Origin of the sequence: Proteus alimentorum (genome assembly GCF_002607735.1) — a bacterium.
Classification (GTDB): Bacteria; Pseudomonadota; Gammaproteobacteria; order Enterobacterales; family Enterobacteriaceae; genus Proteus; species Proteus alimentorum.
This window is the reverse complement of the sequence record NZ_NBVR01000043.1, coordinates 1-16,858: the sequence shown is the minus strand read 5'-3', so window position 1 is coordinate 16,858 and position 16,858 is coordinate 1. Positions and strand designations below refer to the sequence as shown.

The following is a 16,858-nucleotide window of genomic DNA, read 5'->3' as shown; positions in this document are numbered from 1 at the left end:
TCATGCTTGAATTTTTTATTATTACAGTATTATTAAGGGATTATTAATTTAACATCCCTATTTTTACTAAGAAAATATTAATAAAACTAGTCGATTAAAATTATAAAAGAGAATGATTATTTTTCTTTTAATTATTACTTTTTATTATTTCAATGAAATGACTATCAAGATAAGCTATTTCGATGATAAATCGTTATGATAATAGCCGTTTCACATGGACTCTTTTAATAAAGGAACGTTATGACCTATCAAGAGCTTTATCAGTACGCTATTTTTATGCTCTCTCGTCGTGATTACGGCACAACAGAACTTCAACGACGCCTTGCTCGAAGAATAAGAGAAAGCGATCGTGATGCACAAACCGTCACTGATGAAACCTGCTTACCTCAAGTAATGGAACATTTATTAGAAAATCATTATCTTGATGATAATCGCACTGTTTATGCTTTTTTTCGCAGTTATTTAAATAAATCTTATGGCCCGTTACGTATTCGCCAAGAATTACGCGTAAAGGGGTTCCCCAGTGAAATTATTGAACGCCTTTTTGAAGAAGATGAAACGGATTGGTACACTCTTTGCCAAGAGGTTCACGAAAAAAAATTTGAGGGTAGTAAACCCAAAGATTTTAAAGAGAAAGCCAAGCAAATTCGCTATCTACAATACCGTGGGTTTACTTCTGACTATATAAATGCACTGTTTTAATTAACGTAGTGTCATTGCAATATCGGCTAAATTTTTATTATTCTCTTTTTTAAAATAGACTTTTTGATGTAAAAAAATATCAAAAGGAAAAGGAGATCGTATAAATTGCACTTCATCGTTTGTAATAGTTGAAATATAGTCAATATTTTCGGGTATAAAGCAGTAACCCTCGCCCTCATCAACACAATGTAAGACATCTGCCATCTCCGTTAGCCCTAATGTATGATATTGATATCCCTTGTTTTTCAGTCTTTCTAAAATGGTTGTAAATATCGGATTCCGCAAAGAGCTGTTTCTTTGTATTAAGGTTTCTTTGGCAAAGAAGGTTTTGGTATCTGGATATTTTTCAATCAGCTTTTTATTTACTAATAAACCGACCTTTTGTGTGCATAAATTAATCGCATTGATTTTTTTATAAGGATAATCAAACTCAAGCGATGAAATAACAAGATCGAACTCTTTATCAAAAAGTTCTTCGTTAATATTATCGATATAACCATCTTCTAACGATAAGTTATATCGATTGTTTTTTTGTCGGATCTCCAATAATTTTGTTTTTAAGTCGGGATAATAGAGACCATCTAACTTGATACAAAGTGAGGTATTCTCCTCGTTTGAGTTTATTATTTGATTTTCAATTTTTCGGATTTTTTCATAATAAGGATACAAACGGTTATAAAGTGATTTTCCCGCAGGGGTAAGATCCATCCCATTTTTAGAACGTTTAATCAGTGACTTACCCAATTGGCTTTCAAGTTCATTAATACCATGGCGTAGGGCGGATGGGGTAACATGGGTTTGTTCTGCTGCTTTTACTAGGCTTTGACAAGTCGCGACAGCAAAGAACTGGTTTATTTTTCGTGAGAAAAACATTCAGACATTCTCCACATATCATATAAATTTCATATAAATTGTTTTTTTATAATCCTCCTGAATGATATTTTTATATTGATATTTATCAATAATAAATTTATGACGACTAAAAATGAAAAAATGATAAAGCTAAAATTAAAAAAATAATATTATTGACTAATATTAATAATAAATAATCTTATTTTTTATAAAAAATAAAATCAAATGATTGATTACGTTTTATTAATATATTTTGCTTGTTATTTAGCTCTATTTTTTACGCTTGTATTTTAATTTAAAACAGTAATTAGCCAATAAAGAATAAAAAAACTCAATAGTAGCTTATAAAAAAGTCAATTTTCTTATTTTCTTTTCTTGATATTTTAATTCTCGAGATGAAACACAAGCTTTACTCTCTCTATTTTAAATTAACTTATATTAGGAAAATATTTAATGAAAAACATTAATACGCTTTTAACAAAAATGAAGACGAGTACATCAGACATGATCACGCTTAACGATTTAGCACCATTATCGCTTCATGAAATTTATGCACTTAGTGAAGAAAAACTCAGTTGGCATGAAGCAAAAACATTATATAAAGAAGCACAAAAAGCCGCGAAAATAAGTAAGATCAATGAAGCGCACTATTTAGCACGTCGTAATCCACAAGTACAAAATGCAGTGTCTTTAGGTATTCAATCTCCGATTGCTCAAAGCAATACATTAGGAAATTGGATCCCAAATCGCGACAACCATTATGTCGATTCTAAATCTGTAGCATCGATGTTTTCACCAGCGGGTTATTTAACAGAGCTTTATCGTGAAGCAAAAGAAATACGAGCTGAAGGTCCAATGTATCGCCTTGATAGACGTCGTCCTGATTTAGCTCAATTAGTACTTTCGCAAGAAAATATGGATAAAGAAATTTCAACACTGTCTTTATCAAATCAAATTTTAACGACGGCATTGCAACATAAATTAGGCAATGATAAAGATTTATTTCAAGAACTCGCAACAAACCGCGTAATGGGTGAAAATCCTTATCATCAGCCTTATGAAACTATTCGACAAACATTATTATTACATGATGGATTGGTTGATAAATTAGTGAAAGCTAAGGATTCTCTTGATATTTTAGATACAGAGTGGATCTCAACGATTGTTTCATCTATTTCTCCTGAATTATATGCTATTTTAACTGAAGTCATCTCTGACAATAATGTTGATGAGCTAGTAGAGAAAAACTTCGGAAGTAAGGATATCAGTTTAAAAAATAATTTAAACTTCTTATCAGAATATTATTCTATTCCAGAAGAAGAGATGTCTCCACTATTTAATATACTTAAAGTAAATAATGAGTTACCTTCAAAAGGTATGTTGATCTTAAATAAGATTGTTCGCTTGCATAAAGCAACGGGGATCTCTTTTGATAATCTCATTATTTTAATTAAAACAAAAAATAATGATCATAATATTGATTCTGAGGTTATTCGTTCTATTCTTCATGTAAGAAATATTATGGAGAAATATAATATTAATATTGAGCAATCTATGGTGATTAATGGTGCTAATATTAATGAACAAACAGTTAATAATTCTTCGTCCCTATTTGATACTTTATTTAACTCTCCTCCATTAGGTGTGGTTAAATTTATTGCAGATAATAAAGAACTTGATTTTAATTCATCATCTCCAGATGATCTTATACGTATTAATACATTAAAACGTGCATTTCATGTCGATGATCTTGGTATTGTTGCTATGTGGAATTTAGCTTCGGATAAACCAACTAAATTTACTTGTTCTATAGAAAATATTTCTCTGTTATATCGAGTATATTTATTATCAACAGTATATGGTATAGATTTTTATTCTCTTTCCTTATTACTCAATATGTTGCCTGAGCCTTATAATAAACCCATTAATCAACAATCATCATCAGATGATGCGGCTAATTTAATCTATGCAATAGATAAATATTTAAAATTTATTAAAGAATATAAGTTTAATATTCCAGAACTGTATGTCATGACAGCAAAGAAGTATGATTTGCGTTATACAGATGAAATGAAAAACCTTATTGAAGAATTAATGAATATTAAGTTAGCTGATGCTATTTATTTAACGCCAATGGCAATAATAGAATCCTATTTACCGATAATATCTTCTTATTTTCATCTTCCTTCTTTAAGTCAAGGAAATTCTATATGGCTTACACTCGAAACTACGAGTTCGTTGAATTTAACTATTCTTGATTTTAAAGATTTAGTCAAAAAACAGGATAAAACACAAGAGGATAAAAATAATATTATTACTTATATACAAATGTTATGCCAAATGATCACTATTTTTGCTAAGGTAGGTTTAAACGAAGATGAAATAAAAGTATTAGGTGAACGTGCGATTGGCAATGAATATATCCTCCCAGATATCAAATCGATAAAGGATTTATCTGATTTCCATCGTTTTTATATGGACAAAATAAGTGATAGAAATGAATTACTTAATATTATTATGGGTGTTGACAGAGTTTCAATTTTATCAAAAATATATAAAGTTAGTGAGGATGTAGTTAATCAAATTATTTCTTTATTAAAAATTGGCGATAGAATTAAATTTAATAATATTAAAGAAATTGCTAGCTATATTGATATGGTTAACATTTTTAATATTACACCAAATAATTTTAATCTATTAACTCAATTAAAGTTTTCCATAAGTTCTAATATAGAAAAAGACTATTTAAATTGGGATAGAGTTAGTAAGATTTTACAAAGTGGATTAAATACTCAACAGGCTCTTTTGCTAAAAAGCAAAATGGATGAAAGAGAGAGTGTTGCATTCACTGCATTTTATATTAATCAGTTTAGCGAATTAAACTTACTCACTAGTGATGATGTTTATTATTATCTACTGATTGATAATAAAGTCTCATCTGAAATAAAAACCACCAAGATAGAGCAAGCTATTGCAAGTATACAGCTCTATATTAATGAATTTTTATCCTTAGATATAAAAAGTAATACACCTGTTAAGTCTCGTCAATTCTTTATCGATTGGGATAAATATAATAAGCGCTATAGCACTTGGAGTGGTGTTTCTTTATTAACTTATTATCCTGAAAATTATATTGATCCGACAGTACGTATTGGCCAAACTAAAATGATGGATACGTTGTTACAGACGATCAGTCAAAATAGCATTAACAGTGATACGATTGATGATGCATTTAAAACATATTTAACTTCTTTTGAACAAATTGCTAATTTAGATGTGATTAGTGGTTATCATGATGGTGTGACATTAAAAGATGGAAAGACTTATTTTATTGGTTGCAATGCCTCAGAAAAAGCAAGCTATTATTGGCGCAGTGCAGACCATAGTAAAATAAAAAAAGGTGTCATGGCAGCAAATGCGTGGACAGAGTGGACTAAAATTGAGAATGGTGCCAACCCTTACAATAATTTAATTCGTCCCGTTATTTTTAATAATCGATTATATGTTGCTTGGATTGAACGTAAAGAAATTGAAAATAAAGAAGAAGCTACATTTGAGGAAATTTCTAAGCAGGTACGTTATAGTTTAAATTTATCACACATCCGTTATGATGGTACTTGGAGCTCATCTATTGATTTTCAATTTTCTGATGATTTTATAAAAAATGAAAAAGGAAATTTTCATTTAAGTTATGACCAAGAACTTGATAAATTATATTTTTTAACTTATATCACTAGTCATAGCTATGGTAGTAAATATAAAGAATATAAAGTTTATTCTGTTGATAATGAAATGGTGCTTTCTAATATATTGGACAAAAAACAAGTAGAAGATATTTATATTAATGTGCGGGATGAATTTGATATAGCGGGTGAAGAGTTTATCAGCAATATTAATAATAAATTTATGTCGAGAGGAAAAGTTGCTTATTCTATTTCCCATGATCCTATTGATAATATAGATAACATTGAGTCTATAGATGCTTCTCTCTCAGGAAGTTTAATGAGTGGTGTCAGTGTGGAAGCCAAAAATTCAACATTATCTTGTTACCTTTCTGCTTTTGTTAACTGTGATATTAATTATGGACATCTTGCTCCTGAATCTATTAAAAATATCTTTAAAGAGCTGTTAAAAAATGGTTCTTTATTAGCCGATATTGTTTATACTTTTGGTAGTGTCGGTAAAGTGCATACCAATGTTTTTAATATAAAAACTGATTATAGTTATTATTTTGGGTTTGATATTAAAACAAACACAGCTTACTTTTTTATTTATGACAATAATAAAGGTAAGGTAATTGAAAATTCAGATGTTAATAATGGATCCGATTATAACATAAATCTGTTTATTCTCAGTAAACAGGTCGGTCACTTATTAGATTGTTCATCGAGAAATAAAGCAGCCTTTTCGCTTTCTGATGAGTTAGGAGATTTATCGTTACAAGATTTTTTAAATAAAGAAACATCAAGATTTGTTTTTTATATTTCAGAAGCAAAAACTAATTTTATGATTATGGGTAAATATGGAAAACAGGTATCAGACCGATTGACTATTGGTAAGAATGAGTTGAATAAAATTATCTATAGTGATGATGATATGGTCGAAGATATTCAGATAATATTATCTTCAAATGAAGACAACGATATAAATTACTCTCTTGACGAATGGTCTAATGCCAACACTTCTTTAAATGAAGGTAGTAATAGCTTCAATAGTAAAAATAAAACACTTAAGCTTGATGTTCCTATGAGTGATTTTAATGATAATGGTGAGTTAATACTAACGGCAAATTTAAGCGCTGTTAATAAGAAACAAAAAGTTATTTCTGAAAGTACATATCATTTTAAAATTAATAAATTGGAGCATATAACTGAAAGTGTTATTAGCTTAAAAACAAATCAAAAGCATGCTCAATATATGTCAATGACAGTAGAAAATAAACCTTTGTTAGTGCGTCTAAATACGTTATTTGCACGTCAATTAGTCAAACGTGCGAATAAAGGAATTGATGCTATTTTAACGTTAAGTTCTCAGAGGCTACCTGAACCAGCTTTAGAAAAAGGTGCTGATGTACCGATGGATTTTAATGGTGCTAATGCGCTCTATTTTTGGGAGTTGTTCTATTACACTCCGATGATGTTAGCAAATGTGATGTTGGAAGGACAAAATTACGATGAAGCTAGTCGTTGGCTAGGTTATGTGTTTAACCCAAATGGTTATACTGATGGCAATACTCAAACTCATCGTGTTTGGAATTCGCAGCCATTGTTAGCAGATATAGCTTGGGATAATGAGCAATTGGATTCAACCGATCCAGATGCTGTGGCACAAACTGACCCGATGCACTATAAGCTGGCTACATTTATGAAGTGCCTGGATATTCTTGTGGCACGAGGTGACAGTGCTTATCGTCTACTTGAGCGGGACACTTTAAATGAAGCCAAAATGTGGTATGTACAAGCGCTGAGATTATTAGGAAATGAAACAGAACTATTAGATAGTGAAGTGTGGTCAGCGCCAACATTACATGATGCGGCAACCAAAACACACCAATCAATGTCTTCTGTTAGCGAAGGAAGAAAAAAAGAAGCAACGTTATCACGTACAGCAAATACCTTAACTGCGCTTTTTTTACCACAAATTAATCAGAAGTTAGCGCAGTATCGAGATACGTTAAAAACACGTTTATTTAATCTACGCCATAATTTATCCATTGATGGACAACCGCTATCACTGCCAACTTATGCGACACCAGCTGATCCTAAGGCATTACAAAATGCCGCCGTAAACCAGTCTCAAGGTGGTAGTACATTGCCAAATACAGTGATGCCAACACAGCGCTTCCCTGAAATTTTAAACAGTGCTAAATCCATTGTCAGTCAACTTATCCAGTTTGGTAGCTCGCTTGCTAGCATTATTGAGCGTCAAGATGCTCAAGCATTGTCAGAATTACTCACTACACAAGGTAGTGAAATAATCCTGCAAAATATGAAATATCAAACAAAGAATATCGAAGAATTCACTTATAACGAGAAAGCGCTAAAAGCGTTACGTGTTGGTGCACAAAACCGCTTTGATCATTATGGTAACTTGTATGATGAAAATATCAGTACTTCAGAACAACAAGCAATGGATCTCTATCTAGCATCTTCAGTGTTGAATACCGCCAGCCAAGGGCTAAATATGGCAGGGGCTATAGCAGATTTAGTACCGAATATTTATGGTATGGCTGTGGGTGGTTCGCGTCTTGGGGCTGTTTTTAATGCGACATCCATTGGTCTGCAATTATCGGGAGCTGCAACGCGTATTGCGGCAGACCGATTAAACCAATCTGAATTTTATCGCCGTCGTCGTGATGAATGGAAAATTGCGCGTGATAACGCAAAATCTGAGTTGGAACAAATTAATGCACAACTTGACGGTCTTAAAGTGCGCAAAGAAGCTGCTAATTTGCAGTTAGATAGCATGAAGTTACAACAGAAACAAGCGCAAGAGCATTTAACCTTCTTGCAAAATAAATTTACCAATAAAGCGCTGTATAGTTGGTTACGTAGTAAATCGATGGCGATTTATAAACCATTCTATGACTTAGTCGCATCACGTTGTCGTATGGCGGAAATGGCTTATCAGTATGATTTAGGTGAGACACAAACCTTTATTCGTCCTAGTGCATGGCAAGGTAATTATTCAGGTTTAATGGCAGGTGAAAGCTTAATGCATAACCTGGCAGAAATGGAAAACAGCTATCTTGAAAAAGATAAACGTGTGCTGGAAATTACTAAGATTGTTTCATTAGAAGATGTGTATCAAGGATTAGGTAGTCATAAGTTTGGCTTTGAACAAGTCGCTGATGTGATTAATAAATCAAAAACTCAGCTTGGCACGGCTGAAAATGGTATTACGCTGAAAAATGGCCAATTACAGGCGTCGATTAAGCTCTCTGATTTAGCTATAGGAAAGGATTATCCTGCGGATCTAGGCAAATTACGTCGTGTTAAGCAAATTAGTGTGACATTACCTGCATTAACCGGTGCTTACCAAAATATTAGAGCGGTACTCAATTATGGTGGTAGTGCAGTGAAACCTCGCGGCTGTAGTGCGATTGCGATTTCTCACGGTATGAATGACAGTGGTCAGTTCCAACTGAATTTTAATGATGATCGTTATCTCCCATTTGAAGGTTTACCTGTGGATGATACCAGTACACTGACTTTAAGCTTCCCTGATGCCACAGATAAGCAAAAAGCGATGTTACTGACATTAAACGACATCATTCTCCACATTAATTACACCATTCGTTAATTATCTAAATCTTAATTAATTACAGGCTCCTTAGGGAGCCTGTCAGGAGTTCTACATGCAAAATTCAGAAAAATTGACCTTTGATGCCCCAAATTTACCGAAAGGCGGTGGCGCAGTCACAGGTTTAACCGGCAATATGGGCGCAGTCGGCCCTGATGGTGCCGCCGCTTTTAGCTTACCATTGCCCATTAGCAAAGGTCGTGGTTATGCTCCTTCTTTAGGCTTAACCTATCAAAATCAAGCAGGCAACGGCTCATTGGGTTTTGGCTGGTCTATTGGTGTGATGTCTATCCGTCGTCGTACTTCAAAAGGCGTACCGACTTATACACAATTAGATGAATTTATTGGCGCTAATGGCGAAGTGATTGTCCCCATTATCAATAAGAACGGTGAAGTTGATACTGCACAACGGGATGAATTACTTGGCGTAAAACTTGCTCATCGATATCAAGTTACCACTTATCGCTCTCGTATTGAGAAAAGCTTTAGTCGTTTTGAGCTTTGGTCATTACATGAGGAGAATATCCCTGCCAATGTCCCTACTCAGTTTTGGGTGATGCTGAATGCAAACGGTGATGCTCATTTGTTCGGCTATGAAACCACGGCACAGATTGTGGATAGCCAAAACCGCGCACACATTGCGCAATGGAACCTGAATGCGTCTGTTTCTGCAACGGGTGAACAAATTGAATATCATTATCGTGCTGAAGATGAACAAGGATGTGACCAACAAGAAATTCAATCACATAAAAATGCCAATACACAACGTTATTTAGAGAAAGTGTATTACGGTAACCCGGTGGGTGAACGTGTTTTTTCTTGTGTCAAATCCGATAATACATTACCGAAAAATGCCCTGTTTGTGCTGGTGTTTGATTACGGTGAGCGCAGCAGTGCGTTAGCGACTTATCCTCAATGGCAGAGCAATTCAGCATGGGCATTACGTAAAGACTGTTTTTCTCTTTTTCATTATGGCTTTGAAGTGCGTACTCGCCGTTTATGTCGCCAAGTATTGATGTATCACCGTCTTGAAAGTTTGGAAAAACAGACCGCATTAGCTGAAACACCCGAATTAGTTGCTCGATTAACACTGACTTATGCCGAGTCAGGAGCAGGTTCAATTTTAGTTTCAGCGCAGCAATCTGCGTTTAACGATAATAAAGATGCTCAGTCGTTAGTCACATTACCCCCTGTGAAATTTGATTGGCAAATGCCAGGTGAGACTAAACAAGCACAATGGCAATCATTGGATGAACTGGCTTCTTTTACACCGCAACAGCCTTATCAATATGTCGATTTATTGGGTGAAGGGCTTGCAGGCGTGTTGTATCAAGACAGTGGTGCGTGGTGGTATCGCGCACCGATTAGAAAAGAAGATAAGCAAAATCCTAATGCCATAACATGGGATAATGCGAAGAAACTCCCCATTATTCCATCATTACGAAACTCAGCCATGCTGACGGATGTAACATGTGATGGAAAACTAGAGTGGTTAGTGACACAAGGCCATGTCAATGGTTATTACACTCAGGATGAAACGAAAGCAGAAAGTTGGCTGAATTTTGTGCCACTTGATGCCATTCCTATGGAATATTTTCACCCTAGAGCGGAAATAACTTCATTAACAGGCAGTGGTTTTGCGGATCTCGCCTTAATTGGTCCTCGTAGTATCCGTCTTTATGCTGGCTCTGCTCAGGGCTGGAAAAAAAGCAAAGAGGTGATGCAGGCTGAAGGCGTAACGTTACCCATTAAAAACGTCAATCGTCGTACCTTAGTGGCATTTAGTGATGTACTGGGTTCAGGTCAGCAACATTTGATTAAAGTGGATCACCAAGGTTTGACATGTTGGGTTCATTTAGGTGAGGGCAAATTCAGTTTACCTATTACTGTTCCTGGATTTTCTGCTGATCGTTTTAAATTCAACCCTAATCAACTCTATTTAGCCGATCTTGATGGCAGTGGTACCACGGATATTATTTACGCTCAATCGACCCATTTAGAGGTGTATTTTAACCAAAGTGGCGATCAATTTGTGCGTGGTGATGATATTGCATTACCTAACGGGATACGTTTTGATAACCATTGCCAACTGCAAGTGGCGGATGTTCAAGGCTTAGGTGTTGGTAGTATTTTACTGACAAAATCGTATCCAACACCGCAACATTGGGTGCTTTCTTTACAAAATAAAAAACCGTGGTTATTAACATCGATTAATAACAATATGGGGTTGATTCAAAATCTACACTACCGTAGTTCCGCGCAATATTGGTTGGATGAGAAATTGGCTCGCCAACAACAAAATAAAGCTAAAGCGGTTAGCCACTTACCTTTCGCGTTGCATACGCTGTGGAAAACTGAAACGGTGGATGAAATCACCCAAAGCCGTTTAACGCAAACTTACCACTATCGTCATGGTGTCTGGGATGGTAAAGAAAAAGAGTTTCGTGGTTTTGGTTGTGTTGAAATGACCAATGCAGAGTCATTTAAAAGTGAAGAAGATCTGGCAGACAAAACGCCAAGTGCGTTAACTCGACAATGGTTTTTAACAGGAAAACCCATCGTTGATACCCAAATGCCTGATGAGTTTTGGCAAGGTGACGATGCGGCATTTCCACTGTTTTCTCCTCGATTTACACAAGGTGAAGGCAGCGCAGAAAAAGCCTGTGATAATGCTGTTTATCAGGAACATGCCTATTGGTTTGAGCGTGGGTTACAAGGTCAGTTACGCAGAAAAGAAATCTATGGGTTAGATAATTCTGTGGTTGCTGATGTGCCTTATGCGGTCACTGAACAACGACCACAAGTGCGTTTAATTGAAGCGCAAGGGCGCTCGCCAGTTGTGATGCCGTCTGTCGTGGAAAGCCGTGAATATCATTATGAGCGTATTGCGACTGATCCTGCTTGTCATCAACAGATCATCTTAGAGCAAGATAGTTATGGCTTTGTTTCTAAAGCTGTTTCGATTAACTATCCAAGACGCGCTAAGGGGGCGAAAAATCCTTATCAGCATTACGAAAGTCTGCCAGAAACATTATGGGCATCCAGTTATGACGAGCAACAACAGACACTGCGTTTAAGTTTATCGCGTCAAGCTTGCCATCATCTTGTTCATCCTGAAAAACAGGTTTATCAGCTCGCGATTACTAATGCGAGTCGTCAAGATATTTGGACATTGGGAGCAGAAAAACAGCCGAAGGACGGATTAAGTGTCGAAGCCTTATTAGCAACCAATAATTTGCTGACACAAAAAGCAGGAGCAGTCTTTGTAGGGCAACAACAGCTTGCTTATATGGATGCTGAAGGTAAAGCGACATTATCAGAACCTGATTTCCCTGTGCGTTTAGCCTCTAGCGAAACGGCGGAATTAGATGAAGAAACCGCAAATGCGATTTCACAGCCTTATCCAAATTTAAAACTGGATGAGGTGATGAAAAATGCAGGTTATCAGCAAAAAGCGTATTTATTTGCTGATGCATCAGAAAAAGGTAAAACACTGTGGGTGAAACCACTATTAGGTATCATCCAATATGGTTCATTAGCACAATTTTATCACCCACTGATTTATAAGAATTCCGTGTTGTCTTGTAAATATAACTTATTATGGGATAAGCAATTTTGTGTACTAATGGGCAAAGAGTCACCTTTAAATACACAAGATTTTCATCTTACTTACGACTGGCGCTTTTTATCACCTAACACGGTAATTGATGAAAATAAAAACCTTCATCAAGTGACTTTTGATGGTTTTGGTCGTGTGCTTACAACCCGTTTTTCAGGCACTGAAAACGGTAAACAAAGTGGCTATAGCGATAAAGCATTCACAATGCCGACAACCATCAATGATGCTTTGGCGTTGACATCAACACTGCCTATTGCGACAGGCGTTGTGTATGTCACTGACAGTTGGATGCAAACATCTTCAAAATTGCCACCTCATGTACTGCAAATCATGACTGACCGTTATGACAGCGATCCACAGCAGCAAATTCGTCAACAAATCGCCTTTAGCGATGGTTTGGGTCGCTTATTGCAAACCTCTGTCAGGGTGGAAGCTGGGGATGCCTTCTTGCGCAGTGAAAAAGGAAAACTCGTGGTTGATAGCGCACAACAGGCGCAAACAAAAAGTACAGCAACGCGGTGGGCAATTTCAGGTGAAACAGAATATGACAACAAAGGAAATGTAAAGCGCGTTTATCAGCCTTATTTTCTGAATGATTGGCGTTATATCACTGACAGTTCGGCACAACCTAACCGTTTTGCAGATACCCACTATTACGATGCATTAGGTCGTTTATTCCATGTTATTACAGCGAAGCGCTATCACCGCAATACGATAGCTACCCCATGGTTTATTGCTCAGGAAGATGAAAATGACACCTTGATGTAATGGTTTATGTATACGCGGGTTTTTCACTTTTATTGGGGTGTTTTAACCCGCCTTATTTAGGAGTTTTATTATGCTAGTGGCAATCTCATCTGAAAGCGATGCGCTGGCTTGGATGATTATCGGTGGATTTTCAGCCTGGGGAGGTATCGTGAGGTATTTAATGGAAATTAGACAAAAACAAATTCAATGGTCTTGGTGTGGTATTACTAGCCAAGTGATTATTTCAGTGTTTACAGGATTATTAGGGGGCTTACTGAGTTTTGAAAGTGGGGCAAGTCGTTATATGTCTTACATGATTGCAGGGCTTTTTGGCTCCATGGGGAGTACAACACTGATTTGGTTGTGGCACCGTATTTTTGGTGTGAACAACCTTAAGGAGCCGAAATGAATACCTATACATTGAGTCAACGAAGCCAAAATAACTTAAAGGATGTACATCAAGATCTCGTTCGCGTTGTCCATTTGGCCCTGACATTCAGTCAATACGATTTTGTGGTGATTGAAGGAGTACGTTCATTAGAACGTCAAAAAGTACTCATAAAAGAGGGCAAAAGCAAAACATTGAATAGTCGTCATTTAACAGGTCATGCGGTTGATATTGTACCGTTAGTGAATGGTGCTATTCCTTGGCAAGATTGGTCTGCATTTGAATCCGTCTTCAATGCGATGAAACAAGCCTCTTCTCAATTAGGTGTTTCAATTAATTGGGGAGGAAATTGGGTTTCATTTCGCGATGGGCCTCATTACGAATTGTGCCGCGAGGCATACCCATGAATATAAGCACTTTTTTACGCTTGGGGGTTAAGGGGGGGATAGCGCTCATTGTTGTCGTTACATTGTTGGTTATTCGTTATCAACATAATCAAATAAATCGACTTTCTGAGCAAAATAGTCAGCTTGAATATCAACAACGCACGTTGCAATCACAATTAGTGCAATGGCATGAACAAGCAGAAAAAGTCTCGGAAACATTAACGCGCCAACAAAAGGAGCAACACTATTTAGAGGAAGAAAATCATGCGATACGCCAAGAGTTACGGCAAGTTTTGGCTCAAGCGCCTTGTGCTAATGAGTCTGTGCCTGACGCTGTTATCCAGTTGCAGCAAAACGCCATCAACGCCCGTAATAACCGCGGATAAGTTTGTCCCCTCACATTTGTTACAGCCCTGTTCAGTACCGTTTTTTAATGTGCAAGTGTGGGGAGATTACCCTGATTATGTGGCGCGTTTATTGCTGGTATTAGAAAAGTGCAATACCGATAAAAAAGCGATAGCAGAAATATTGGCGGTAAAAAATCAGCGTAATAGTAATGAATTAGATCATAAAAAGAAAATCAATTAAGGAATTATAACACTATGTCAAATCAACAGTTATATACACGAACACCCACTGTGGTGGTTCATGATAATCGTGGAGCTGCTATTCGTGAAATTAATTATTGTCGTCATCCCGACACAATAAATAAAACAGATGAACGCATTACGCGTCATCACTTTCATGCTCGTGGTTATTTAGAACGCAGTATTGATGCAAGACTGCATGAAGTACAACAGTCAGACGCCACTATTCAACCCAATATTCAGCAAACAGTGAGTTTAGGGGGCGCGCTATCACTGTCACAAGGTGTTGATAATGGAAATAGCTTTAATCTCAATGATATTGAAGGCACGGTTGCACAGCAGATTAATGCAAAAGAAACAGTTACTGCTTATGAATACAGTGATAAGCAGTTTGAGCGATATTTAGAACAAGTCAAAGAAGGAAAACTGGGTGAAAACAGTATTGCCGTAGTACAAAAATTAAAATGGGGACAAGGAAACGCGAGTGAGTTAATCGGCACCAATCAAGTGGGAAAATGCATTGAACACTTTGATACCGCAGGTAAAAAAACGTATAGCCATTATTCGTTACAAGGCGCGGTAATATCAGAAACACAACAATTGTATATGGGGAGTGTTATTGATTGGAGTTCAAGTCATAAATTAAATGACATTGAACAAGCTGAAAAATTTACCACTCAATATATTTATGATGCCACGGGGGCTGTATTAGCAGAAACCGATGCAAAAGGCCATCAACGCCGCTTTGCCTATGATATTGCGGGTTTTGTTAAGCAATCTTGGCTGACCTTAAAAGGCCAAGCAGAGCAAGCTATTTTACGTTCACTCACTTACTCAGCCGCGGGGCAAAAACTGCGTGAAGCGCACGGTAATGGCTTAGTCACCACTTATGAATATGAGCCAGAAACACAACGTTTATTGCATATTAAAACAGAGCGACCTCAAGGCCATGCCTTAGGTGCAAAAATCATGCAAGATCTACGTTATGAGTACGATGCTGTCGGGAATATTATTTGTTTGAAAAACGATGCTGAAGCGACTCGCTACTGGCGTAATCAAAAAATTGTACCTGAAAATCGCTATGTGTATGACTCCCTGTATCAATTGGTGAGTGCTACTGGGCGTGAATCGGCCAATCAGCAAACACCCGCTTCAATGCAATCTCAGAAAGTCGCCACCTTAGTCAAAGATACGCAAAGCTACACTAATTATACCCGTTTATATACCTATGATAGAGGCGGCAATTTAACCCAGATTCGCCACATTTCTTCGATTGCACAACAAAGTTTTACTCATGAGATTACCGTTTCAAATAAAACCAATCGTGCCTTATTAAAATCACAATGTGAAGATCCTAAAAAGGTGGATAGCTATTTTGATGAGAGCGGTAATTTAACCCAGCTTCTTAATGGGGATGCCCTTATTTGGGATAGCCGTAATCATCTGAAAGCGACAAATAAGGTCAGTGAGAGTGGGCAATTATCTGAGGGTGAAACCTATCAATATAACAGTGCGAACCAACGTGTGACGAAAATACGCGGGCGTAAAGCGGCTGGCGGTGATTTAGAAAAAGTCACTACGCACTATTTACCGAGTATTGAAGTCTGGGAAGTAAATGAAAATCCAGTAACAGAAAAATATGCTGTCGTTCAAATCAATGCGGGTACCAGTGCAAAAGTCAGAGCCTTGTGTTGGGAAATAGGTACGCCGAAAGGGATTGAAAATAACACACTACGTTATAGCTATGATGATGGTGTGGGTAACAGTGGATTAGAAACCGATGGTCAAGGGCAATTAGTCAGTTATGAAGAGTATTACCCTTATGGGGGAACGGCGATTTGGTCTAGCGAAAATGCAGTAGAGGCTGATTACAAAACGATCCGTTATTCCGGTAAAGAAAAAGATGCTACGGGGCTGTATTACTACGGTTATCGTTATTATCAACCGTGGATTGGCCGTTGGTTAAGTGCCGATCCAGCGGGCACAGTGGATGGGCTAAATTTATATCGCATGGTGCGTAATAATCCGGTGACATTGCAGGATCCTGATGGTAGAGCACCCACGCCTTCAACGTCTGCAACAACAAGTGAACATTTTATCAATCGATTACCGACGTCATTTCATGAAATGAAAACAGATGATTGGGGGGGATCGTGTATTAAACGGTGTGAAGCCTGGAGTCAAAAATATTCACGAGACTTTAAAAGAGAGACGCACTATACCGCCAGTAAGTTAGGTCGGCATTTTACGCTCTATTCAACCCCTGATTATCCAT

9 protein-coding genes are annotated in these 16,858 nt (G+C 36.8%); 8 read left to right on the top strand and 1 reads right to left on the bottom strand.

The window, feature by feature from the left end; genetic code table 11:
* Positions 1–240 precede the first annotated feature (240 nt).
* Positions 241–702: a regulatory protein RecX gene (locus B6258_RS16705; protein WP_099076221.1), complete on the top strand. Its 462-nt coding sequence runs from the start codon at positions 241–243 to the stop codon at positions 700–702.
* Here B6258_RS16705 and B6258_RS16700 read toward each other — a convergent pair whose 3' ends face one another.
* Complete coding sequence (locus B6258_RS16700) at positions 703–1,575, bottom strand: LysR family transcriptional regulator (protein WP_099076220.1); 873 nt, start codon at positions 1,573–1,575, stop codon at positions 703–705.
* A 432-nt stretch (positions 1,576–2,007) separates the two neighbouring features.
* Here B6258_RS16700 and B6258_RS16695 point away from each other — a divergent pair, with 432 nt between their 5' ends.
* The 7 genes from B6258_RS16695 to B6258_RS16665 all read left to right on the top strand — a co-directional run.
* The gene (locus tag B6258_RS16695) at positions 2,008–8,856 is read left to right on the top strand and encodes a Tc toxin subunit A-related protein (protein WP_099076219.1); all 6,849 of its coding nucleotides are present in this window, start codon (positions 2,008–2,010) and stop codon (positions 8,854–8,856) included.
* A 55-nt stretch (positions 8,857–8,911) separates the two neighbouring features.
* Entirely contained in the window at positions 8,912–13,243 is a 4,332-nt protein-coding gene (locus B6258_RS16690; protein ID WP_099076218.1) for a SpvB/TcaC N-terminal domain-containing protein, read from the top strand.
* A 70-nt stretch (positions 13,244–13,313) separates the two neighbouring features.
* Entirely contained in the window at positions 13,314–13,631 is a 318-nt protein-coding gene (locus B6258_RS16685) for a phage holin family protein (protein ID WP_099076217.1), read from the top strand.
* The gene (locus tag B6258_RS16680; protein WP_099076216.1) at positions 13,628–14,017 is read left to right on the top strand and encodes a M15 family metallopeptidase; all 390 of its coding nucleotides are present in this window, start codon (positions 13,628–13,630) and stop codon (positions 14,015–14,017) included. Before B6258_RS16685 ends, B6258_RS16680 begins: the two co-directional genes overlap by 4 nt.
* The gene (locus tag B6258_RS16675) at positions 14,014–14,382 is read left to right on the top strand and encodes a DUF2570 domain-containing protein (protein ID WP_099076215.1); all 369 of its coding nucleotides are present in this window, start codon (positions 14,014–14,016) and stop codon (positions 14,380–14,382) included. The genes B6258_RS16680 and B6258_RS16675 overlap by 4 nt, the downstream gene beginning before the upstream one ends.
* A complete protein-coding gene (gene lysC, locus B6258_RS18585) occupies positions 14,312–14,584 on the top strand; it encodes an Rz1-like lysis system protein LysC (RefSeq protein WP_129586868.1) in 273 nt (90 codons plus the stop codon). Before B6258_RS16675 ends, lysC begins: the two co-directional genes overlap by 71 nt.
* A gap of 14 nt (positions 14,585–14,598) precedes the next feature.
* A partial coding sequence (locus tag B6258_RS16665; protein WP_099076213.1) for an RHS repeat-associated core domain-containing protein occupies positions 14,599–16,858 on the top strand: 2,260 nt, incomplete at its 3' end.